Origin of the sequence: Pseudoalteromonas sp. A757, assembly GCF_004103285.1 — a bacterium.
GTDB classification, from domain to species: domain Bacteria; phylum Pseudomonadota; class Gammaproteobacteria; order Enterobacterales; family Alteromonadaceae; genus Pseudoalteromonas; species Pseudoalteromonas galatheae.
On the sequence record NZ_QNQN01000073.1, the window covers coordinates 1 to 21,815 of the forward strand.

At 42.7% G+C, this 21,815-nt stretch carries 21 protein-coding genes and 1 pseudogene; 13 read left to right on the forward strand and 9 right to left on the reverse strand.

What is annotated here, in order from left to right:
- Positions 1-488 (reverse strand): annotated as a pseudogene (locus DRB05_RS17415) (transposase); the annotation flags it as partial.
- A gap of 283 nt (positions 489-771) precedes the next feature.
- On the opposite strand from DRB05_RS17415, the gene DRB05_RS22845 reads away from it, so the two are divergent.
- Both DRB05_RS22845 and DRB05_RS17425 read left to right on the forward strand, forming a co-directional pair.
- Positions 772-1,137, forward strand: a complete 366-nt coding sequence (locus DRB05_RS22845; protein ID WP_275669094.1) for a prolyl oligopeptidase family serine peptidase — start codon at positions 772-774, stop codon at positions 1,135-1,137.
- Positions 1,138-1,162: 25 nt separating this feature from the next.
- Positions 1,163-1,642, forward strand: a complete 480-nt coding sequence (locus DRB05_RS17425; protein ID WP_128728060.1) for a hypothetical protein — start codon at positions 1,163-1,165, stop codon at positions 1,640-1,642.
- Between the two features lie 303 nt (positions 1,643-1,945).
- Here DRB05_RS17425 and DRB05_RS17435 read toward each other — a convergent pair whose 3' ends face one another.
- Both DRB05_RS17435 and DRB05_RS17440 read right to left on the reverse strand, forming a co-directional pair.
- Positions 1,946-3,112 (reverse strand): putative manganese transporter, encoded by a 1,167-nt coding sequence (locus DRB05_RS17435; protein WP_128728062.1) that lies wholly within the window; start codon positions 3,110-3,112, stop codon positions 1,946-1,948.
- A gap of 70 nt (positions 3,113-3,182) precedes the next feature.
- Positions 3,183-4,808: a M28 family metallopeptidase gene (locus tag DRB05_RS17440; protein WP_128728063.1), complete on the reverse strand. Its 1,626-nt coding sequence runs from the start codon at positions 4,806-4,808 to the stop codon at positions 3,183-3,185.
- A 258-nt stretch (positions 4,809-5,066) separates the two neighbouring features.
- Between DRB05_RS17440 and DRB05_RS17445 the strand changes: the two genes are divergently transcribed.
- From DRB05_RS17445 to DRB05_RS17460, 4 genes are all read left to right on the forward strand, one after another.
- The gene (locus tag DRB05_RS17445) at positions 5,067-5,867 is read left to right on the forward strand and encodes a DUF3025 domain-containing protein (RefSeq protein WP_128728064.1); all 801 of its coding nucleotides are present in this window, start codon (positions 5,067-5,069) and stop codon (positions 5,865-5,867) included.
- Position 5,868: 1 nt separating this feature from the next.
- Positions 5,869-6,654, forward strand: a complete 786-nt coding sequence (locus DRB05_RS17450) for an ATP-binding cassette domain-containing protein (RefSeq protein WP_128728065.1) — start codon at positions 5,869-5,871, stop codon at positions 6,652-6,654.
- The gene (locus tag DRB05_RS17455) at positions 6,647-7,855 is read left to right on the forward strand and encodes an ABC transporter permease (protein ID WP_128728066.1); all 1,209 of its coding nucleotides are present in this window, start codon (positions 6,647-6,649) and stop codon (positions 7,853-7,855) included. The genes DRB05_RS17450 and DRB05_RS17455 overlap by 8 nt, the downstream gene beginning before the upstream one ends.
- Positions 7,856-8,010: 155 nt before the next feature.
- Positions 8,011-9,159, forward strand: a complete 1,149-nt coding sequence (locus DRB05_RS17460) for a hypothetical protein (protein WP_128728067.1) — start codon at positions 8,011-8,013, stop codon at positions 9,157-9,159.
- Between the two features lie 443 nt (positions 9,160-9,602).
- Here DRB05_RS17460 and DRB05_RS17465 read toward each other — a convergent pair whose 3' ends face one another.
- The 3 genes from DRB05_RS17465 to tsaA all read right to left on the reverse strand — a co-directional run bounded on the left by DRB05_RS17465 (position 9,603) and on the right by tsaA (position 13,101).
- Positions 9,603-10,403: a UDP-2,3-diacylglucosamine diphosphatase gene (locus DRB05_RS17465; RefSeq protein WP_128728068.1), complete on the reverse strand. Its 801-nt coding sequence runs from the start codon at positions 10,401-10,403 to the stop codon at positions 9,603-9,605.
- Between the two features lie 131 nt (positions 10,404-10,534).
- Positions 10,535-12,262 (reverse strand): proline--tRNA ligase, encoded by a 1,728-nt coding sequence (locus DRB05_RS17470; RefSeq protein WP_128728069.1) that lies wholly within the window; start codon positions 12,260-12,262, stop codon positions 10,535-10,537.
- A 131-nt stretch (positions 12,263-12,393) separates the two neighbouring features.
- On the reverse strand, positions 12,394-13,101 hold the full coding sequence (gene tsaA / locus DRB05_RS17475) for a tRNA (N6-threonylcarbamoyladenosine(37)-N6)-methyltransferase TrmO (RefSeq protein ID WP_128728070.1): 708 nt from the start codon (positions 13,099-13,101) through the stop codon (positions 12,394-12,396).
- Between the two features lie 158 nt (positions 13,102-13,259).
- Between tsaA and DRB05_RS17480 the strand changes: the two genes are divergently transcribed.
- The 3 genes from DRB05_RS17480 (at position 13,260) to DRB05_RS17490 (ending at position 14,972) form a co-directional block, all read left to right on the forward strand.
- The gene (locus DRB05_RS17480; RefSeq protein WP_128728071.1) at positions 13,260-13,439 is read left to right on the forward strand and encodes a hypothetical protein; all 180 of its coding nucleotides are present in this window, start codon (positions 13,260-13,262) and stop codon (positions 13,437-13,439) included.
- Positions 13,440-13,537: 98 nt separating this feature from the next.
- Positions 13,538-13,726, forward strand: a complete 189-nt coding sequence (locus tag DRB05_RS17485) for a hypothetical protein (protein WP_235956544.1) — start codon at positions 13,538-13,540, stop codon at positions 13,724-13,726.
- A gap of 238 nt (positions 13,727-13,964) precedes the next feature.
- Complete coding sequence (locus tag DRB05_RS17490) at positions 13,965-14,972, forward strand: energy transducer TonB (protein ID WP_240036268.1); 1,008 nt, start codon at positions 13,965-13,967, stop codon at positions 14,970-14,972.
- Positions 14,973-15,016: 44 nt separating this feature from the next.
- Here the strand turns inward: DRB05_RS17490 and DRB05_RS17495 are convergent, their stop codons facing one another.
- Positions 15,017-15,496: an acyl-CoA thioesterase gene (locus DRB05_RS17495; RefSeq protein ID WP_128728074.1), complete on the reverse strand. Its 480-nt coding sequence runs from the start codon at positions 15,494-15,496 to the stop codon at positions 15,017-15,019.
- 84 nt (positions 15,497-15,580) lie between these two features.
- Positions 15,581-17,230: an electron transfer flavoprotein-ubiquinone oxidoreductase gene (locus DRB05_RS17500; RefSeq protein WP_128728075.1), complete on the reverse strand. Its 1,650-nt coding sequence runs from the start codon at positions 17,228-17,230 to the stop codon at positions 15,581-15,583.
- Between the two features lie 176 nt (positions 17,231-17,406).
- On the opposite strand from DRB05_RS17500, the gene DRB05_RS17505 reads away from it, so the two are divergent.
- The 4 genes from DRB05_RS17505 to DRB05_RS17520 all read left to right on the forward strand — a co-directional run bounded on the left by DRB05_RS17505 (position 17,407) and on the right by DRB05_RS17520 (position 20,538).
- Complete coding sequence (locus DRB05_RS17505) at positions 17,407-18,159, forward strand: electron transfer flavoprotein subunit beta/FixA family protein (RefSeq protein WP_128728076.1); 753 nt, start codon at positions 17,407-17,409, stop codon at positions 18,157-18,159.
- On the forward strand, positions 18,156-19,082 hold the full coding sequence (locus DRB05_RS17510; protein ID WP_128728077.1) for an FAD-binding protein: 927 nt from the start codon (positions 18,156-18,158) through the stop codon (positions 19,080-19,082). Before DRB05_RS17505 ends, DRB05_RS17510 begins: the two co-directional genes overlap by 4 nt.
- Before the next feature lie 101 nt (positions 19,083-19,183).
- On the forward strand, positions 19,184-19,591 hold the full coding sequence (locus DRB05_RS17515; RefSeq protein ID WP_128728078.1) for a VOC family protein: 408 nt from the start codon (positions 19,184-19,186) through the stop codon (positions 19,589-19,591).
- A 92-nt stretch (positions 19,592-19,683) separates the two neighbouring features.
- Entirely contained in the window at positions 19,684-20,538 is an 855-nt protein-coding gene (locus DRB05_RS17520) for a pirin family protein (protein WP_128728079.1), read from the forward strand.
- A 44-nt stretch (positions 20,539-20,582) separates the two neighbouring features.
- On the opposite strand, the gene DRB05_RS17525 is transcribed toward DRB05_RS17520, so the two are convergent.
- A complete protein-coding gene (locus DRB05_RS17525; RefSeq protein WP_128728080.1) occupies positions 20,583-21,653 on the reverse strand; it encodes a DUF3083 family protein in 1,071 nt (356 codons plus the stop codon).
- Between the last annotated feature and the right edge of the window lie 162 nt (positions 21,654-21,815).

Genomic DNA, 21,815 nt, shown 5'->3' on the forward strand with positions numbered 1-21,815 from the left:
TCCCAAAACCGGCCTGTACAATTATCTTCTTTATTTGCTCGGCGGGCGATGTCTTCGTTAAGCACTCGCATAAACCAACTAATATCCGCTAGTCTTCCCCTGTACTTATCAACCAGCTCATCTAGCATCAATTGCTCCGACTCATTGAGTGGCTCACCTTCAGTAAATTTTTGGCTTATCCAATTGCCTTTAAACAACTTATGCCACCGTATCACAATCGCTTCATCCGACAGGCGCCTAGCCTTTTTATCATCAACATATAAAACAATATGAGTGTGATTACTCATCACCGCATAAGCACAAATATCAATACAAAACACGGAGCCCAACATCAATAGCTTTTCTTCAACCCAATCACGGCGGTGCTCGTATGATTTGCCAGTAAATTTATCTTCACCGCACAGAAACGCGCGCCTTACGCAACGGGAGATACAGTGATAGTATTTGGTGTCGGTTAAACTGATTTGTCTTTTACGGGCAGTAGCCATAGTTTAGTTTCCTCAATCCTTTGAGTGTAGATTCAAAGCTTAGGCGGTATCTTAGGAAGGTGCAAATTAGCGGTGGGTGTCAGCGATTTGAGCGTTAGGAAGGTGCAAAATTAGTGGTGGGTGTCAGCGATTTGTTCTTATTGACGGTATAACTGCAACAATCTCTTTCAATGGAGGGGGGAGAAAGTTCATCGATGATGTCACACACAATATTTCTGCGACCGCTGCAAATAGTACAGAAGCGGAAGTAAGTATCATTGGTTTTAAAGAGTTCTCAAATCACATTCTTAACAACAAACCAGATAAGCTCGAAGTAAGTGGACATGGTTACAAGTGGTGGCAACAGATGCTATCTATTGATCAATTTGACGTTCTAAAAAAGGTGAACACACCTTTGCTTATTCTTCAAGGGGGTGGAGATTTATCTGTATCACCCGACAAAGTCGATGAAATGATCACTAACCTTAGAGAGATTAAAAAGCAAAACATTGAATACCGAAGATATGAAGCGCTCGATCATGGGTTCGCGAATATTAATGGCGAAAGCATGCGCGAAAAGATAGTAAGCGATATAAATAATTGGTTAAAGAGCAAGCTTGTAAACCCTAACAAATCAGTGCAGCCGACCGCTAACGCGTCGACTGATTGAGGAGTTAGCACTATATGAGGTTACGATGAAAGTGGTAAGGCAAGTAGAACCTAAAATTTATTATCAGGCAGAAGCATTTCATATTGCGGCAGACGTATTACATGAATCAGAGTTAATGAAGTATCGCGGTGCGCCTTTTATAGTAAATGCTAGTTTCGCGCTTGAACTATATTTGAAATGTTTTGATGGAAAGACAGTTTTTAAAAAACCTTCTGTGTACTGCGAAGGGGTTTTTCAATACGAAAGAGTCATAGGCAGCGTTAGCCAACAAGGTCATAACTTAAAGAATTTGTTTGGTGGTTTACCTTGTGAGTACAAAGAGAAAATAGTGAGCAAGTTCGATGCTCTAGAGATGGGGTTATCTGCTGAAAGTTTCTTTGAAACAAACAGTAAACATTTCGTTTCATGGCGCTATGGTTTCGAAGGCAATAATGGTAGCTATGTAGCATCTGAAGTGTTGGCAATGCTTTCTGTGCTGCAAAGTGTTGGTCAAGAGTACTTATAGTGCTAACAAAAGGACTGAATAGTGATCCGCAACACTTGGCATTTTGGCTTCGCTCAAGTATAGCCAAGCGTTACTCATACCTTAATGCGGCGTTAGCCCATAGAATTTTTATGTTAAGTTCACCTAATACAGCCGACGACCAAAAACGTTTATGTCCAACAAAAAGTTTATTTGACCGCCCGCTATTCGCTCTTTTCGGCCATTAATCAGTTACGAGCGGTCAGATTTGCTTGAACTCATAACCCTAAACAGCCAGATCGTGTATGAGCCAGCGTCAGGTCACTTCGTCGACGTGCTCAAGTATTAAGCCAAGTTAATGTAGTAGAGGCCGTAGCCCACGATAAATGCAGGCACTGCAGAGTAGATGGTGGCAAATAGCGCCGCCCTTGGTGCCAGTGCTATCGCTGGAAATAACGCATCGCCATCGTTAGCAACGGCATTGGCCGCCAGGGCACTAAATGGCACGACGCCTTGCAGGTACAGCGTTGTAACAACAATTTGGGGTCCACAGCCTGGTAATAATCCGACAATAATGGCCACCAGTGGTGCATACAGCGCATAGTCTTTAAACCAAACCGCGAGATCAAGCCCTAAATACGCGGTAGATAGCTCGTAAAGCAAAAAGCTTGCAACGACCCAAGCGGTCACAAAGTGCGTATCCTGTAGTACTCTAGTGAGTTTTGACGGTGGGTCGCATTCACCTTCTTCACAGGTGATATCTTTATAGCTTACGCCTTTTGAATTAAGTGCCCACACACACACAGCGAAAAGACATAATGCAGCACCAAGCCAAGCGATTTCTGTATCAAAAGGTGCTAAGTCGACGTTAAAAGCAATCGCGAGTGCAATTGCAAGACTAGGCAGTAAGCACAGCTTCCACACCTTACGGCTTAGACTAAACGCACGGCTCGCGTGTAAGGTTTCTTCTTCGACTTCATTGATGGTCTGCGGGACACAAAAGTCGGGTTTATGAATTAAGTGCACACATAGCCCACTCACGATACCCACACCAACGCCCATCGCGATGATAGTGAGGCCTGTCAGCGGCTCTTTGGCGAGCAGTAAAAACGCAGCGTCTCCCATCGTCGCAGTAAGCACAGCGACAACGGAAGCAAAGCTTGCTTGTTTTTTGGTAAATTGGGTGACCACTATAATCGCACCACCACAGCCAGGCAGTGCGCCCAATATTGACGCCATGGCTATTTCGAGAATAGGGGATTTGGTACTCAGATAACTGAGATTAAGCTGTGGAATTTTATCAACAAGAAAGTAGTACACGAGTAGAGTAGCGGCGACAAAGACGCTGACTTGAAAGAATGCATCGCTCAGCGCGCTGACCACAATTGGTCTCGCCGTTTCAAATGCTAAAAGTACAATAATAACGAGGGGTAAAATTAGCCGTTTGTTGAACAATAAACTCACCTTAGCGCCATGTGCTGGTTGAGAGTATCGAAGTAGAGATGAAAACATAAAGTGCAACCCGTGTATTGTCTAAGTTGCACTTTAATTTCATTTTAAATGAAAATCAATATCATTTGCGTTATTTTCTTTGGAACTCTGCGGTTGCTTTCCATTTCGGCCAAGCGTCTTGCTCAGAGACATCATAGCCAACTTTAAAGAACAGCTGTAGATCCTGTATCGCGCCGCTTAAATCCCACTCTTCACGGTAGCGGTCACACGGCTGATGATAACAACCGCGCAATACTAATCCCATACGTTTACGGTAGGTTTCAGTCTCTTCATCACGTGCTTCGGTTCCACCGCCGGCGTACATTGCAGGCACGCCCATGTTCGCAAATGCGAAGTGATCAGAGCGATAGTAACCACCAGCAGCAGGGCGTGGATCCCCTGAAACTACGCGGTCTTGCGCTTTTGCTGCGGTTTCTAGCATTTCATCGAGTTCTGATTTGCCAATACCAACCACGCTGATGTCTTTTACTTTACCCAATAAATTTAGGCTATCCATATTGATGTTAGCAACGGTTTTCTCTGCTGGAATAACAGGGTTTGCAGCATAAAATTTTGAGCCTAATAGACCTTGCTCTTCAGCCGTCACAGCCAAAAACGTAATTGAACGGCTAGGGCGAGTTGGCAGTTTAGTAAAGGCTTCAGCTACCTCAATCATACCGCCTGTACCGCTAGCATTATCATGCGCACCGTTATAGATCTGGTCGCCTTTACGGTTTGGATCGGTACCTAAATGATCCCAGTGTGCTGAGTAGATGATGTGCTCGTCAGACTTATTACTACCTGGCAGGGTGGCGATAAAGTTATACGAAGTTGATTTTTTGATGGTGTTTTTGACGGTAACTGACGCGCTTAGGTTACCCATATCAACGTGGTATGCGCCTGCTGCTGCCTTTTTCTTTGCTGCGTCAAAATCAAGTCCAGCCTTTTGAAACAGCTCTTTAGCAACGTCTACCGTTACCCAACCTTCAACCGCAACGCGGTCCATATTGTTATTTTCTTTTTGGAAGCCAAACTGTGGGCCACTCCAAGAATTTTCTACTACGCTCCAAGGATAAGAAGCTGGCGCTGTTTCATGAATAATGATCGCACCTGCTGCGCCTTGACGTGAGGCTTCTTCGTATTTATACGTCCAACGACCATAATAGGTCATAGCTTCACCGGTAAATTTACCCGACTCAGGATTAGCAAAGCCAGGATCGTTTACTAGCATCACCACTGTCTTGCCTTTCACGTCTAGGCCTTCGTAGTCATTCCAGTCGTACTCTGGAGCATTTACGCCATAGCCAACAAAAACCAGCTCTGAATCTTTGATTGATTCGAGTTCACTGATACGGGCCGAGCCCATCACCATGTCTTTTTTATATTCGTAGTTTTTGCCACCGATAGTTAACGTCATATCAGGATCGGCTTCAAGCGAAACCAGCGGCACTTCTTGTAAGAAGCTGTTGCCATTGCCTGGCTGATAGCCAAGCGCTTTAAAATGTTTGGTTAAATAGGCAAGCGTTAGCTCTTCACCTTTTGTGGACGGAGCACGTCCGCCAAACTCGTCAGAGGCAAGGGTTTTAATATGGGCTCTGAGTTGAGCATCATTAATACTATTGTATGCAGTATCGATGTCTTGGGGGCTATTGCTAGTGCTAACACAGCCCGCCAACACCGCCATAGATAGAGCGCTGAGCGTCAGTTTAAGTTTCATAATTGCCTTTCTTTTACTTGTTAGGAACCCATAAGTAGTAACATAAAATGCGTAAAAGTTCGAGCGGGACAAGACGGCTAGAGGAGATAGAAATGAATGAAAATCCGTAGTTGGAACAGAACACAGCACAATTTTGAATAATTACCTTAATTTTAGCATGTGATTTAGCCTGTTACGCTCATTTACAATTGGCTTTTGCCAAGTATCAGGCGCTTCAGTAAAATAGTCGGCTAATTGTATGATAAGTATCTCAATCAAATGAAAAAGTTTACAGCGCCTGAGGCGTGGCAGGTTGCATGTTTACATGCTGAGCCATTTTCCCATTTAAATCAGCTTTTTGACTTAAAAAGCCAACAAGACTGGCCAAGCCCCCAGTGGCTGTCTTCGCACGTAAACAGCATTAGCTTGCAACAGTATGATACCCGCTTTGTGGCCGATGAAACGATAGACTTTGGCGATAAATACTATGAAGAGATTATCTTTGAAACCCATCAGGTACCGACGCGTAGTCAAAATTGGCACGACTTATTTGGCGCGTTGATTTGGTGTTTATTCCCTAAAACAAAAGCTTTGTTAAATGCCCTACATATCGAAGAAATAGCACAGTTTGGTTTAAAGCAGCGAAGTAAAAAGCGCAATGCGTTAACACTTTTTGATGAGTGTGGTTTGGTGTTGGCAATCGATGATGATAAATGGCGTGATGGCTTTAAATCACACCAATGGCAGAATGTATTTTACGATAATCGCTCAGAATGGCAGCAAAACCTAAAGCCTTTTGTGTTTGGCCATGCAAACTACGAGATGCTAACCAATCCCTTTATTGGGCTAACGGGAAAACTGGTATGTATCAATGTTGATACCGCATTTTGGCAACTTTCACTAAGCGAACAATATCGTTGCTTAGATGATAAATTGGTCGCACTGATCAATGGTGGGCTACTTGAAGACAATACCAAAATGTCACCCATTCCGCTGCTTGGGATCCCAAACTGGTATGAGCCACAAGATTTAGAATTTTATCAAAATACGGACTATTTCAGGCCGAAAAGAAGGAAATAGCATGATAGCTATCAATGGATTAAAAAAACGCTTCGCCCTGACTCGCGAACACAAAAAGAAAAAGAGTCAGACGGATCCTCGCGAGCGTGATGGCTTTTTTCACAGTGTAGAAGAGGTTAACCTGCACTGTGGACAAGGCGAAGTACTTGGATTGCTAGGCCCCAATGGGGCGGGAAAAACCACCACTTTGCGTATGCTCTCAACAGCGCTGACGCCGGATGCCGGTACTATCTTAGTGGATGGTCAGGATATTGTGAAAAAGCCTGTTGTTGCACGCAAAGCCATCGGTTTTTTATCAGGGTCAACTGGTTTATATGGACGTCTTACCGCCAAAGAAAATGTTGAATATTTTGCACGACTTCATGGTTTAAAAGGAAAAGCATTAAAAGCGAAATGTGATGAGCTATTTCAGCGCCTAGAGATGGAAACCTTTCTAGATAAAAGGGCTGAACACCTATCGACCGGTATGAAACAAAAAACCAATATTGCACGGGCGGTGGTACATAGCCCTAAAGTGGTGGTACTAGATGAGCCTACGACCGGCCTTGATATTATGACTACACAAACAGTTATCTCTTTTATTCGCGACCTCAAAGCGCGTGGTACACCCGTTATATTTTCTACCCACCACTTAGATGAAGTCGCGTTATTGTGCGATAGAGTGTCTGTTATTGATAAAGGGATCACCTGCTTTGATGGCAGCTTGGCTGATTTCAAAACGAAAGGGCAAAGTGAAGAGCTTAATCAGGCATTTTTGAACCTGTTGACGGGAGCACAGCATGTTTGAGGTATTTTTTAAAGAAATTAGAGAGCTGCTGCGCGACCGCAAAACACTATTCTTTGTGATTGCACTGCCGATGTTGGTATTTCCAGTGATTATGGCGTTAGTAGGCTTTATGGCATCACAAGCCGCTATGGAAGCGGAGCAAGAAGTTCATACGTATTACATCGCAAACGAAGCCTATGCTGAAAAGTTCTCTGAGCAGGTTTTTTATCATAAAAGTTTTAAGAAATATGCAGGTGAGCTCAAGCTTGATAGTGTCGAAGCGCTGAGTGATGCGGTACGAAGTGGTGTGATCGATGTTGGGGTTTTTATTCCATCCGATCCGGTTGGAAATCTGGAGTCTGGCGTAAAAAGTGAATGGAAAATCGTGTTTAACGATGCGCAATCTATCAACTTTATTTACGACCGCTTGTCTAAACTTGCTAAGAAGTTTTCTGATGAACTCAGAGCGGCGAAGTTAACCTCACTGGGGTTGTCGCAAGCGGAGCAAGCGGCAGTGCTCCAACCCATATCGATTACTAAAGTGGATACTGCTGACAAACGCGAAAATTTAGGCGAGAAGTTAGGTGCATTTATCCCTTATATGTTGATTCCGCTGGTATTGATGGGGGCAAGCTATCCAGCTATTGATTTAGGCGCTGGAGAGAAAGAGCGTGGCACCTTAGAGACGCTGCTATTAACACCAATCTCTCGCACAGAGCTGGTGCTAGGTAAGTTTTTAACTGTATTGAGCAGTTCGATATTCTGCGCGCTTATCACGGTCTCCAGCATGGCGCTGTGGATAGGGGTTGCCAGTAGCTTTGTCGAGCTAGACGTAATTAAAAACGCCTTCTCGTCGGTTGCATTATTAGACTTTGTGTTGATTTTTGCGTTGTTGCTCCCTGTTGCTGTGATGCTTTCATCGCTAACACTTGCCATTTCAATTTACGCCAGAACCTTTAAAGAAGCACAAAACTACATGGGACCACTCAGCATGGGGATCTTCATACCGATTGTTATGTCCTTAATGCCAAATATGGAACTAACCGCAAAAACCGCATTGATCCCAATTACCAATGTCGCATTAGCGATAAAAGAAATCATCAAAGGCACCGTTGATTATGGCTACGTTGCGTTAATTTTTGGCGCTTCTGCCGTTTTAGCGGCGGGGTTACTCGTGTGCTGCGTTAAATGGTTTAATAAAGAAACCGTATTGTTTAGGTAAAGTTTGAGCTAGGTGTGAGTCATTGAGAATTATGGCGTTTTTCTGTACGATAAACGCTTTATTCAGCGCTTAACTTTCTGTAATTTAGCCTGCTGTTTATTTGGATAGCTTGCGGAAGTCGTAGGTTTCAATTTTAGTCACTCAAGGAATGTAGGATGACATCAACCTCAGTACTTAAGTCAGTCAGTGAATCAGTAACTAACGGCATTGCCATTTTATTCTTGTTATCGTCGGTTTTTCACTTAGTCGGGTCAAGCTTTTTGGAAGCTCTGATCTACTTAGTGATTTCTTTGTTACTATTTTCATACCGTAATCGTTTAATGTTTGACCCTGCACAAAAGCAGTTTGTAATCACTAAACAACTATCGTTATTGAATATAAATATTCGGCGAATAGACGAGTGTGTGATACCGCTTTCAACAGTGACTGATGTATCTTCGGGTGGTAACAAGCAACTCAATTATATTGGTATAAGTTATCTTTCAGAAAGTGAAGAACCTGCGGTCTATTCATTTTCGTGTTTGCGGCAAGCTGATAAACTCACCGCGCTTTTGTCTGCATCAGATCTTGACCATAACGTTCAACCAACGGCAGGCGCGGATGCAAATAGAAGATCAGCTACGCGCTCAACTCCAACTAGCCTTGCAAGATTATTTCCTTTGTTTATGAATCGCAATCGCGATATTGAAGCGCGATTCTCTGTATTACGATGTGCACTACCGACGCCTAAGCATAAGCAGCATATTGCTTGGATGGTGGTAGGGGCTTTTGCTCTAATGACCTGCTTTATTCTTTACTCGTCACAAAATTACATAGCTGGTTTGGTATTTTTGGTGCTCACGTACTTGAGCTATTGGTTGACGTCTTTACTTATTAGTAATAAACACTATTTTGTCTATCACTCACCCTGTAACGAAATTAAGGTTGAGGAAGATAGCTTGTTTTTACCTGCGTTACTGTTTACAGATAAACAAGCACGAGAGGTAACAAAGGATGAAGTTAACGATATAAAGGTACACTGGAATACGTTTATAGTCAGCGACTTGGATATGTTAACCGCGTCGACTCGTCGTAATCACGTTGTTGATTTGGTCTTTGATACTGAGTATGGCGCGACGGTTTCACTCTCTGGCATGAGCGTAGAAGCCGAGCCACTTTTACTTGCGTTAACGCATTGGCAATATCCTTTGTCTATTGAGCGCACGGATAAAGCGGTGTTCCCAATGGTGAGGCACTTTCAATATGGCAGTCTAGTGTTTATTATCGGTATTATTGTCTGGGCAATGACCACATTTGTGATATAACACACTTGACAAAAGCGGCGATTCTACCTGAATATCGGTATGCTAGAGGCAATAGTGTTTTTAATTTATCGCTATCCAGAAATTATTGAACAACCCGTTTTATACCAGTTGTATTAAGTAAATGATCTATCTTGAAGCGGGGAAATAGCTTTAGTAGCACCGCTCTCGCGTCCTGCTACCGCTAAGGTACCTATATCCATATAGGCAAGGCAAAAATTTTGCTATTTAGTTGTTCTAAATGAGAAATTTTTAACGAAGCTAATATGCTATTTCACCCTTCAAATTGATTAGAGAATTAATTCAATTGGTATTATACATCTTTTGGATTTTAATGATGAGCGCAAGCGCAGAGTCGTACGCGCAAAACAAACGTATTAACAAGCGTATTGATTTACTGCATAAGTTATTAAAAGAAGAGTAATTGGAAGAACTGAAGCCGCTAATTAAGCGGCTTCAACATTGTCGGTTTCAATGTTTTCAATTTCAACTACGTTAAGAACGGACTGTACATCTGACCAATGCAGCAATTCGATACGACCTTCTTGGTTTTCAACCAATGCCGTGCAGTTTTCTATCCAATCACCATCGTTGCAGTACACAATACCATCTACGACACGGATCTCCGGTTGGTGGATATGCCCGCAGATAATGCCGTCGACACCTTGTTTTCTCGCTTCATGAATTGCTGCATTCTCGAATGCAGCAATGGCCTCTCTGGCTTTATGCACACGCTTTTTCAGCCAAGATGCAAGCGACCAATAATGACCACCATATAAACGTCGTACGCGATTGGTCCAGCGATTTAAGAAGAGTAGAAAATCATAAGCGGCATCCCCAATAATACTGATCAATTTGTTGTATCTTGTTGCCGAGTCAAAATCATCACCGTGCAGTAATAAAAACCGCTTACCTGCGGAAGTAGTATGAATAAAGGTTTTATGTACTTCGACTTTAAAAAGCGTTTGCCCAACATAGTTTCTGAAGGTTTCGTCGTGATTACCCGGTATGTAGATAACGCGTGTACCAGATCCCGCTTTTTTTTGTATGCATTCTAATACCTGATAGTGGGATGGATCCCAAAAAAATTGGCGTTTCATTGACCATAGATCAACGATATCACCAACCAGATAGAGTACATCACATTCAGTTTTGTTGAGAAAATCTAGCAAGAACTTCGCTTTACAGTCCTTGTAGCCCAAGTGTACGTCTGAGATCCAAATACTCGGATAATATGTTGTTTTCATGGCTTGGCTCTTTAGCGTAATAATGACAATGCTAAGAGGCAAAGATGACAGTGGCGGGGCAGTTAGGAGAAGCTAATATGACAAAAGAGCATACAGATGTATGCTCTTTTATTATGTAATTTTAAGTAGGCTTATTTGCTTTTAATTGCATTAACGATTGTTTCAACCGCAGATCTAATATCCAGCATCAGTTTTTCGCCCGTTTGACGATTTTTCAGCTCAACCTTATTTTCATCAAGGTTACGCTCACCAATCACTAGGGTGTATGGAATACCGATAAGTTCCATATCGTTAAACATAACGCCCGGACGCTCTTTACGGTCGTCAAATAACACATCAATTCCTGCATTTTGTAGATCTGCATAGAACTTTTCTGCGATCTCTGGAATACGGTGAGACTTATGCATATTCATTGGCACGATTGCCAACTCAAATGGCGCAATAGCAACAGGCCATTTGATACCGTAATCATCGTTATTTTGTTCGATTGCTGCGGCAACGATACGAGAAACGCCAATACCATAACAACCCATGGTTAATGTTTGGTTTTTCCCTTCTTCGCCAAGTACACCAGCTTTCATTGCTTCAGAGTACTTAGTACCAAGTTGGAACACGTGACCTACTTCGATACCACGTTTGATAAGGATTTTACCTTTACCACAAGGGCTTGGATCGCCTTCAACCACGTTACGGATATCTTCAACAGTATAAGCGCTTACGTCTCTGTCCCAGTTAATGCCACTGTAATGGACACCATCTTTGTTTGCACCAGCAACAAAATCAGCCATGATAGCTGCGCTACGATCGACAATAATAGGCATTGAAAGACCAACAGGTCCCAAAGACCCTGGCTTTGCACCAATAGCGTTAACAATGTCTTCTTCGCTCGCCATCTCAAGCGGTGAATCCACTTGTGCTAATTTCTCAGCTTTCAGCTCATTTAGGTCATGGTCGCCACGAACGATAAGCGCGACAAGACCACGTTTACCGTCTTCGTCTGGTGCGCCATACACGATGAGTGTTTTAACACCGCGGTGTGGTTTAACACCATGTTTTGCTTTTAGTTCAGCGATGGTGAAAGCTTCTGGTGTGTCAAACGTATTAAGTTCTTTACTTGGCGCAGGGCGAGTTTCATTTGGTGCAAGCGCTTCTGCCTTTTCAATGTTTGCAGCGTAGTCACTTTCATCACTGAATGCGATCGCATCTTCACCAGACTCTGCAAGTACATGGAACTCGTGGGATAGGTTACCGCCAATTGAACCACTGTCTGCAATAACTGGACGGTAGTCAACGCCTAAACGATCAAAAATGTTACAGTAAGCTTGGAACATTTTGTGGTACGTTTTTTCAAGACACTCATCAGTCATGTGGAATGAATAGGCGTCTTTCATGGTGAACTCACGTGCGCGCATCACACCAAAACGTGGACGAACTTCGTCACGTACTTTAGTACTGACTTGATACAGTGTGATTGGCAGTTGCTTATAGCTGTTGATTTCGCGTCGTACAAGATCAGTGATCACTTCTTCATGCGTTGGACCAAGTGCAAATGGACGGCCATGACGGTCATTAATACGAAGTAGTTCAGGACCAAACTGTTCCCAACGGCCTGACTCTTCCCATAGCTCTGCAGGCTGGATCACTGGCATTAGCAGCTCAATCGCTCCCGCTTTGTCCATTTCTTCACGGACAATTCTCTCTACTTTGCGGAAAACTTTTAGGCCTGATGGTAGCCAAGTATAAAGACCTGAAGCCAATTTACGGATCATACCCGCTCTAAGCATTAGCTGGTGGCTTACCACCTCTGCATCAGACGGCGTCTCTTTTTGAGTCGCCAATATATATTCACTCGTACGCATTCTTATTCCAGTATAAGTTACTTATTGTTCTCTTATTGGCGGCTATTCTAGCAGTGCAGTAGCCGCTTAAAAAGCTTTAATACCTAAACATCTTCATAATTTATAAGTTTATTGGCAAGCCGCTGAATTTGCTATTTTGCTAACGAAATTTCAGTGACATGGTTATGCTCACCATCTACTGTCCAGCGGATATTAAAATCATACAAACTCATACCATAGTCTTGCTGCGATGTGCGTTTCTTTTTATAAGCCGGGCGGGGGTCTTGCTTCAGTACATTGGTAATGAACTGTCGAAGTTCGGGATAGTTTTTCTGTTTTTCAATAAAAACAATAGCCTCGTCTGAAAAGCTAACAGACATTTGGGTTTCTGGCCGAGTATCAGCAAAGCCAGCTGTGGCATCCACCAAAGCATCTGAATAGGGAAGGTACGGCTTAATATCAATGATTGGTGTACCGTCCAATAAATCTACACCAGAGAGTAACAGATCAAGCTGGCCATTTTTATATTCTACGCCCTCGAGCTTTACCGCACTCATGCCAATCCCGTTGGGTCGAAAAGTCGCTCTAGTCGCAAACACGCCCTTGCGCTCATTACCACCGAGTCTTGGCGGGCGTACAAGCGCAGAGTAACCTTTATCAGCGGTTTCATGAAAGCGAAATAACAACCAGATATGCGTAAATTCTTCAATACCACGAACAAACTCTTCGCGGTTAAATTCGCCAACAAATCTAAGCTTAGCTTTTGCTTCAGGAACAAGCCTTGGTTGCCTTGGAATAGCGAACTTCTGTTTATAAGGAGATTGGATAAAGCCGATGGGCTCGATAGTGATTTGTTCCACTATGGTCTCTGTCTGAATTAAGATGAGCGAAGTTTACTATTGATCCTGACTTTCACAAAATCCTGTTCATAATTAGCTACTGTAATGTGATGTAATTTATTTATTCAGCTTTTTCGCATAACCTCGTACATAACGGAATTTTTGGTGGGAGTCGCAACATGAATCGGCACACTTTTTCGCCCCAAAATGGTTTATGTTCGAGTTTACGCACAGATAACGGACAAATTATTGGTACTAGAGCGTCCGAATATAAGCAATTGGTAGAAGAAATAAAACCAATCCAAGGCTTACGAGAAAAATTACAAGCATTTAATCGCCGAAAAGATGAGTATAGATAATGGAGTTCAATAGAAAGGTTGATCAAAGCTGTCAAGAAGCGCTCTGCAAATCATCCCCTCTTAAACCTATTTTGATCCGCGCGATATCGGAGCGTAGAGTGACGTTGCAAGCAATAATAAATGATTTAACTGAAGGGGTGGTAAGTCCTACGAAGATGGATGTACTTCTCAGTCAAGAAGCTGAAAAAGTATGCTTACAATTATTAAAAGAAGGCAACTTAAGCAAACGCGACGCGCTAGCGGCTAGTGAAAAAGTTATATTTTCTCTTGCAAGAAATCTATTGTGAAATTGCTATTAAAATTAAAGTTTGAATTAGTAATGTACTTTGGTAGAAAAAGCTGACCGAATTATCTCCAAAGTCTAGCTACTTTTAGAGTAACCCTTCAGAAAAAGAACAGAACCCATTCTGGGTCCGTTGTTTGGCAGGTAAACTCTGTGTTATATTGAAGTTATCTAAATAATGAATGGATAGTTTTTTGTATATGGAAAGTTGGGTTAAATCGTTAGTCGCTAGTTCAATCATAATGAGTTTCAGCAACTTTAGTATCGCAGCACAGAGCGAATCAAATTTGCATTTATCCACTATTGTTAATGCCACTCCACTTGAAAGAGAACCGCCTAGATATCCACGTAATGTTGCCTTAAAAGGTGGGGAAGGTTGGGTTATCCTTAGTTATGTAGTGAATGAAGATGGATCAGTCGCGTCGCCGATTGTAGAAGAATCCTCTGGTCAATCAGGATTCGAGCGCGCTGCACTCAAGGCAATCAAAGATTGGCAATATTCTCCAGCAACAAAAGATGGGAAGCCGATTAAGCAGTGTAAAAATAGTGTGATGTTCTCGTTTAATATGTCCGAAGCAACTGAGGCCGCTTCAAAAAGCTTCGTCAGAAGTTACCGCAAAATAAATGCTGTGCTTGAAGATGGGAACTTGCCAGAAGCGAATATCTTGATAGAAAAACTTGCCGACAAAGGACGCTGGAATCGTTATGAAGAAGCATATTTCAACTTATTAAAAGCGCGGTATTTTGTACTAACAAAAGAGCGTAAAGAGGAACTCGAAGCGCATAAAGGGATTATCTGGCACGGTAAAGATATCGTTAAATCAGAACTTTATGCCAGCGCGCTCGTCAATGCAATCAATCTCCAAGCACAACTACAAGAGTACAAAGGTGCTTTAAATAATTATAAGACGTTGATGGAAATGGAAGGACTGGAACCGTATAAATCGGCAGTGCAACCAATAGTCGATGGCATTAATACCTTAATCTCGGATAAAGATAAAATGCTTGTTATCGCAGCTGAGGTCAAACAGGATGATGTCTGGACACATGCGCTGGTTAGACCTAGCTTTTCGATTGCAGAAGTGAAGGGAAATCTTCACACCCTTGAAGTACGGTGTGACAATCAGTTTTCACAATTTAAATTTGCTGAAAATATGCAGTGGAATATACCGAAAAGTTGGGGAGAGTGTAATGTCGTGGTTTTTGGTGAGCCGAATAGCTCCTTTAAACTGATAGAAGTTCAATCGTAGTCGAACTTCTAGGTATTAGACTTTTCAGTAGTCCAACGCTCAATTTATTTATTATCAGACAAGGTCTCTTCCAATAGCGATTCGGTTTGGATCGCTATTTCTTTCATCTTCACCGCATAAGCTTCTAGTTTTTTCTCCTCCTCGGTTTTCGCTTTAAACTGAGGAATTTGAATTGGATACCCAGCTTGGTCCATGGCAATAAAGCTGATAATACAGTGATTGGTTTCGACAAGTCGCTGCGTTTTTGGATCGCCACAGCGCACCTGAATAAAAATTTGCATACTGGTGTTCCCTGTATGAGCAATACGCGCGGAAACCTCAACAATCTGGCCGACGAGAATAGGACGGTGGAAACGCATGCCTGCTACCGAAACGGTAACGCAATAACTGCCACTCCAACCAGCAGCACAAGCATACCCAGCTTGATCAATCCATTTCATGACCATACCACCGTGTACTTTACCGCCAAAGTTAACGTCGGTGGGCTCAGCTAAAAATCGAAAGGTGACGGACTGTTGAGGCATAGACTCAGCTCTATTTTTAAAAATATACGCTAAGTATAGGAAAGAAAGGGGCATTTCGCCCCCGCAATTTAGGATTTATTGGTATTACATGTTTGGATAGTTCGGACCACCAGCCCCTTCTGGTGTGACCCAGGTAATATTTTGGCTCGGATCTTTAATATCGCAGGTTTTGCAATGAATACAGTTTTGCGAATTGATAACAAACAGCTTCTCACCTTGCTCGTTTTCGTTTATTTCATACACGCCAGCGGGGCAGTATCGCTGTGCAGGCTCATCAAACTTAGCTAAATTCACTTTGATTGGTATATCAGAATCTTTTAACTGTAAATGACATGGTTGTACTTCTTCATGATTGGTATTCGATAAAAATACGGAAGAAAGTTTGTCAAAACTTAATTTACCATCCGGCTTTGGGTAACTTATAGTTTGCGATTCAGACGCAAGCTTAAGCTGTGCGTGATCCTGATGTTCGTCCTTAATAGTAAATGGTAGCGAACCTGAGAAAATGTTTTGGTCGATCATATTGTAAGCGCCACCCATAATACGACCTAACTTATGCATTGCTGGACCAAAGTTACGAGATTGATAAAGCTCATCATAAAGCCAACTTGCCTTAAACTTGTCGGCAAAGCTTACCAAGTCTGACGGAGCGCTTTCTTGGCCGAGTGCCTCAATGATGGCATCGGCTGCAAGCATACCGGACTTCATTGCTGTATGGTTGCCTTTAATTTTGGCAAAGTTGAGGGTACCTGCGTCACAGCCAATCAATAAACCACCTGGGAAATGCATTTTAGGTAGGCTGTGGAAGCCACCTTTGGCGATTGCGCGAGCACCATAGGCAATGCGCTCACCACCTTCAAGTACACTCGCAAAGGTGTGGTGATGCTTCATACGCTGAAATTCATCAAATGGGCTTAGGTGTGGATTAGTGTAATTTAAGTCGATGATTAACCCGACCACGACTTGATTGTTTTCAGCATGATACATAAATGAACCGCCATGGGTATCATTGTCGAGCGGCCAACCTGTGCCGTGTACAACAAGACCTTCTTTATGCTTGCTTGGGTCTACTTGCCAAATTTCCTTAAAGCCGATCCCATAGTGTTGAGGGGAAGCGCCTTTATCCAGTTTAAATTCAGCTATAAGTTGCTTACCTAAGTGGCCACGGCAACCTTCAGCAAATACGGTATATTTCGCTCTAAGCTCCATTCCAGGCATGTAGCTGTCTTTAGGCTGGCCATCTCTATCTAGGCCCATATCACCGGTAATAATACCTTTAACTTGTTGCTCTTCTATTATTAAAGAGTGGGCGCTAAAGCCTGGGAAAATTTCAACACCAAGTTGTTCTGCTTGTTCAGCGAGCCAACGGCAAACATTCCCCATTGAAACAATATAGTTGCCGTCATTTTTAAATGTTTTTGGTACCACTAGATGAGGCAGTTTGGTGGCATTGGTTTCGTTTTTGAATAAATAAATGTCGTCACCCGTCACTTTCGTTGTCACGGGAGCGCCTTTTGCAGCCCAATCAGGGATAAGTTCGTCTAGTGCTTTGGTTTCAAATACTGCACCAGACAAGATATGTGCACCTACTTCTGAGCCTTTTTCGACTACACAGATCATTAATTCTTGTTGTTTTTCTTGAGCCTGTTGAGCGAGTCGGATAGCGCAAGACAGGCCCGCAGGACCTGCACCAACTATCACAACATCAAACTCCATGGTTTCACGTTCGACCATTATTAACCTCACACTATTTGACGGTAGATTAACTAAAGAGAGGCTTTAGTTTGATTTTCGTTAAACTAAGGTTATTTGAGGTTGACGTTTACGTCAACAGGAAGTAGTCTGAAACCAATAAAATAATTTGTTGACGTAGACGTCAGCTTAGAGAATAACCAGATGATGGAGTAACCATGAAAGTACTTGTGCCAATCAAACGCGTGATTGATTACAACGTAAAGGCAAGAGTCAAACCTGACAACAGTGATGTTGATTTGAGCAACGTAAAAATGGCGATCAATCCATTTTGTGAAATTGCAGTAGAAGAGGCGGTTCGTTTAAAAGAAGCGGGCACTGCAACGGAAGTTATTGCCGTATCAATTGGCGATAAAGCTTGTCAAGAGCAGTTAAGAACGGCGCTTGCACTGGGTGCAGATAAAGCAGTTCACATTGAGACAGGCGCAAAGCTTGAATCTCTGCACATCGCAAAACTACTGGCTAAGGTAGTGGAACAAGAAAGTCCAAAGCTGGTGATTCTAGGTAAACAGTCTATCGATTCTGATAATAACCAAACAGGACAAATGCTAGCAGCGTTAACTAAGCGTGCTCAAGGCACTTTTGCCTCTAAAGTTGTGGTTGAAGGCGATAAAGTGCAAGTGACGCGTGAAGTTGATGGCGGTCTGCAAACGGTGTCGCTATCACTTCCAGCGGTCGTGACAACGGATTTGCGTTTGAATGAACCTCGTTATGCTTCACTGCCAAATATCATGAAAGCTAAGCGTAAACCACTAGATGTGATCGCAGCGGATTCGCTAGGTGTCAATTTAGCACCTCGTATTGAATTGGTGAAAGTTGAAGAGCCAGCTAAGCGCTCTGGTGGCGTGATGGTTGAGAGCGTTGAAGAGTTAGTAAACAAGTTAAAAACAGAAGCAAAGGTGATCTCATGAGCGTATTAGTTATTGCTGAGCATGAAAATGGTGTATTGAAACCTGAAACCGCTAAGGTGGTTGCTGCTGCAACAAAAATCGCAAGCGACATTACCGTATTGGTTGCAGGTCACAACATTGCTGAGGCTGCCAATCACTCTGCACAGATCGCTGGCGTACAAAAGGTGGTTGCTGTTGACGATGCTTCATTCGAACATCAATTGGCAGAAAACACATCTGAGCTAGTTGTTGAATTAGCAAATGACTTTTCACACATTTTGTTTTCAGCGTCTACCACAGGTAAAAATATCGCGCCACGTGTTGCGGCGTTACTCGACAAATCACAGATATCAGAAATTATCGATGTGATTGATGCTGACACCTTTAAGCGTCCAATTTATGCGGGTAATGCAATTGCAACTGTAAAATCATTAGACTCTCAAAAAGTTATCACTGTGCGTGCATCAGCATTTGATGCCGTAGAGACTCAAGCAGCATGTGACATTGAGGAGCGCTCGCAAAGTATAGCCTCTCAAGTGAGTGAGTTTGTGAGCATTGAACAAACTGAATCTGAGCGCCCTGAATTAACTGCGGCACCGGTTGTTATTTCAGGCGGCCGTGGTATGCAAAACGGTGAAAATTTTGCCTTGCTAAATGGTATTGCTGACAAACTAGGGGCTGCAATTGGTGCATCGCGTGCTGCTGTTGACGCGGGCTTTGTGCCTAATGATATGCAAGTTGGCCAAACCGGTAAGATTGTGGCGCCTAACTTATATATTGCAGTTGGGATCAGCGGCGCTATTCAACACCTTGCAGGTATGAAAGATTCTAAGGTCATTGTTGCTATCAACAAAGATCCAGAGGCCCCGATTTTCCAAGTGGCTGATTATGGCCTTGTTGCGGATCTATTTGATGCGTTACCAGAGCTTGAACAGGCATTGTAACGCTTCTTTTTGTAGCTAGCCTACATCGAGAAAAATAATTCTGGTTGTTAAAGCCGTTGTACCTTTGGTCGCGGCTTTTTTCGTGTCTAGCTGGAGGCGAAATGCTTACAGGTATAAATCACATTACAATAGCAGTATCTAACCTAAACATATCACTGGATTTTTACTGCGGCTTGTTAAGATTCGAGCTTTGGGTAACTTGGGACAAAGGGGCATATTTAACGCTTGGTGACGTATGGCTTTGCTTATCTTTAGGTGAGATATCTCCAAGCTCAGATTACAGTCATATAGCGTTCAATATTGCTGCCGAAGACTTTACAACTTTTTCTAAAACAGTATTGGAATACGGGGTTGGCGTATGGCAGCAAAATAGCAGCGAAGGAGACTCGCTCTATATTTACGATCCCGATCATCATAAACTTGAGGTCCATAGTGGTAGTTTGCAAAGTCGGTTAAGAAGTTTGCAGCAGCAACCATATTCAGGCCTCACTTGGCACAAAGCGGTGTGATTCTATTTTCTAGAATGCTTGTATCTTTAATTGCGCATTTTACTTCTGGTTACTGAGCTCCATAATAAAACAAAACATGATGGAGCAAAGTAATGGCAATTCAACTAAATGGCAAAGCACATGACATCGGTGGTCTCTCAGTACACCGCGTACTTCCACAGCGTGCGAAACGTATGGTAGGTCCATTTATCTTTTTTGATCAAATGGGACCCGGCAAATTCAGTATTGGTGATGGTATCGATGTTAGGCCGCATCCGCATATTGGGCTTGCAACCCTCACTTATTTGTTTGAAGGTAACTTGCTCCATCGAGATTCTCTTGGTAATCAACTTGAGATCCATCCAGGGGATGTAAATTGGATGGTGGCAGGGCGCGGTATTGTGCACTCGGAGAGAGAATCGTTTGAAACTAAAGCGCAACCACATGCTATTCATGGTTTGCAATGCTGGGTGGTGCTACCGGAAGAAAATGCTGAAGTTGAGCCCAGTTTCTCACATATAAACCGTTTTGATTTGCCGACTAGGCAACTAGAAGGGGTGATGGCTAGGGTCATTATCGGCAGTGCGTATGGTTTGCATTCTCCTGTCCCAACATTTTCACCTATGTTTTATGTTGATGTGATGGCAAAAGCTGGCGGACATATTGAAAGGCCTGATCAGACACAAGAAGTTGGCGTATATGTGATTTACGGCGAAGTGGTGGTGTCTAATAACTCATATTGTGCAGGCTCATTTGTATTACTTGAAGACGACGACGCGCAATTACATTTCAATGAGAATAGCAGAGTGGTATTGCTCGGTGGAGAGGCGTTTAAAAAAGTCCCTTATATTGATTGGAACTTTGTTTCTTTTAGTAAATCCCGTATTGAACAAGCGAAGCAAGATTGGCGTGAGGGTAGGTTCGATATGATCCCCGGTGATAAATTGGAGCATATTCCTTTGCCTTAGGGTGATAAAAGTACACCCTAATAGAACACGCTCCCTTTTATCTATTAATAGTCGTAACTAATATGCTGGAAGAAGCGAACGTTGATATCTTGCTTTTCAATATTAACAGGAAGTTGTGCAACAAAGCGCTTAATCGCCGTTTCTACGTGATTCATAAAACGACCATAGCCCATGTCTTTTTTGTCTTTGTCATTGGCGACGATGACAAAGCGAATGGTATCCACTAGGTTTGCTTCGTTAAACAGCGAGTAAATTTGATTGTCACCGGAGCCGGTATCAAAACTCAGCTTTTGTAGTTCTCGGTTAGTATCAGACTTATCGATTTTGGCGCTTCTGACAATAGGTAAACGGCCATCGGCTACCATGGCTACCATATTGAGCTGTTTATCATTGCAAGAAGAAAGAAATGCATCTTCCAGTGTGCGATAGAGTTGTCCGTAGTCACCCGGGCGCATTTGGCTTTGGAACTCTGTTTTTATTGCTCGTGACACTGGAATGTTAAAGGTCGCATAGGTCATTTCGCTATATTCTTCTGGTAACGTGCAGTTTCTGGCTTGATAACGAGGGTAAAGCGCCCGTAACTTATAGCCATACGACTCTTTGTCACCTTTCGCTTTGGCAAAAAGGTCATAAGTTAAATGTTGGTGATCTCGCACTCTAAATTGAGGTTCTACCGGAGAAAAGCCTTCTTTAAGTGCATCAAGTACCTTTTTCACTTTGCTGTGAAAAGTCGCCGCATTGGCGCGTAATTCATTTCCCGTGGCTAAAAATAATAAGCGAATTTTACGTGCTTGGTATCCGTCATTGAGATAAGTCTGATGCGCTTCGTGGAACTTAGGGTTATAGAAAAACAAAATCTGCTTTTCCGTTTGCATGGTATAGGCTTCATCGTGGTAACGCACTACAGGTAATTTGTCGTTTGCGATGACATGCACATTATGCAATTCATATTCGTCGCAAAGCGCGAACAGCTGACGAGACAAACGCTCGTAACAGGCGCTACTGGAGTCAAAACATGCATAGAATGCATCATCTGGTTTAAACTCAGCAAGAATATAGTGATTGTTTCTAGCCTTAGTTGATATATAAACACGATTCAAATTCATTGAAGCCATTACTTTGTCCTTTCCTCGGTAGCGAGACTTAAGCGTTATTAGCGTTATAAACACTGAGATGGCGAAACTATAGGATGAAGTTGTGACGGAAATATTGCGCTAGAACAAAATTTGTCACAAAAAACTGATGAACATTTAACCAAATGAATAAATCCTGATACA

What these genes read in the sequence shown, in the direction of transcription:
- DRB05_RS17490 (WP_240036268.1), top strand. Translation starts at nt 13,965, where the DNA reads ATGAGTTTCAGCAACTTTAGTATCGCAGCACAGAGCGAATCAAATTTG.
- DRB05_RS17470 (WP_128728069.1), bottom strand. Translation starts at nt 12,262, where the DNA reads ATGCGTACGAGTGAATATATATTGGCGACTCAAAAAGAGACGCCGTCT.
- DRB05_RS17440 (WP_128728063.1), bottom strand. Translation starts at nt 4,808, where the DNA reads ATGAAACTTAAACTGACGCTCAGCGCTCTATCTATGGCGGTGTTGGCG.
- DRB05_RS17515 (WP_128728078.1), top strand. Translation starts at nt 19,184, where the DNA reads ATGCTTACAGGTATAAATCACATTACAATAGCAGTATCTAACCTAAAC.
- DRB05_RS17520 (WP_128728079.1), top strand. Translation starts at nt 19,684, where the DNA reads ATGGCAATTCAACTAAATGGCAAAGCACATGACATCGGTGGTCTCTCA.
- DRB05_RS17510 (WP_128728077.1), top strand. Translation starts at nt 18,156, where the DNA reads ATGAGCGTATTAGTTATTGCTGAGCATGAAAATGGTGTATTGAAACCT.
- DRB05_RS17500 (WP_128728075.1), bottom strand. Translation starts at nt 17,230, where the DNA reads ATGGTCGAACGTGAAACCATGGAGTTTGATGTTGTGATAGTTGGTGCA.
- DRB05_RS17455 (WP_128728066.1), top strand. Translation starts at nt 6,647, where the DNA reads ATGTTTGAGGTATTTTTTAAAGAAATTAGAGAGCTGCTGCGCGACCGC.
- DRB05_RS17435 (WP_128728062.1), bottom strand. Translation starts at nt 3,112, where the DNA reads ATGTTTTCATCTCTACTTCGATACTCTCAACCAGCACATGGCGCTAAG.
- DRB05_RS17425 (WP_128728060.1), top strand. Translation starts at nt 1,163, where the DNA reads ATGAAAGTGGTAAGGCAAGTAGAACCTAAAATTTATTATCAGGCAGAA.
- DRB05_RS17450 (WP_128728065.1), top strand. Translation starts at nt 5,869, where the DNA reads ATGATAGCTATCAATGGATTAAAAAAACGCTTCGCCCTGACTCGCGAA.
- DRB05_RS17495 (WP_128728074.1), bottom strand. Translation starts at nt 15,496, where the DNA reads ATGCCTCAACAGTCCGTCACCTTTCGATTTTTAGCTGAGCCCACCGAC.
- DRB05_RS17505 (WP_128728076.1), top strand. Translation starts at nt 17,407, where the DNA reads ATGAAAGTACTTGTGCCAATCAAACGCGTGATTGATTACAACGTAAAG.
- DRB05_RS17445 (WP_128728064.1), top strand. Translation starts at nt 5,067, where the DNA reads ATGAAAAAGTTTACAGCGCCTGAGGCGTGGCAGGTTGCATGTTTACAT.
- DRB05_RS17525 (WP_128728080.1), bottom strand. Translation starts at nt 21,653, where the DNA reads ATGGCTTCAATGAATTTGAATCGTGTTTATATATCAACTAAGGCTAGA.
- DRB05_RS17465 (WP_128728068.1), bottom strand. Translation starts at nt 10,403, where the DNA reads ATGAAAACAACATATTATCCGAGTATTTGGATCTCAGACGTACACTTG.
- DRB05_RS17460 (WP_128728067.1), top strand. Translation starts at nt 8,011, where the DNA reads ATGACATCAACCTCAGTACTTAAGTCAGTCAGTGAATCAGTAACTAAC.
- DRB05_RS17480 (WP_128728071.1), top strand. Translation starts at nt 13,260, where the DNA reads ATGAATCGGCACACTTTTTCGCCCCAAAATGGTTTATGTTCGAGTTTA.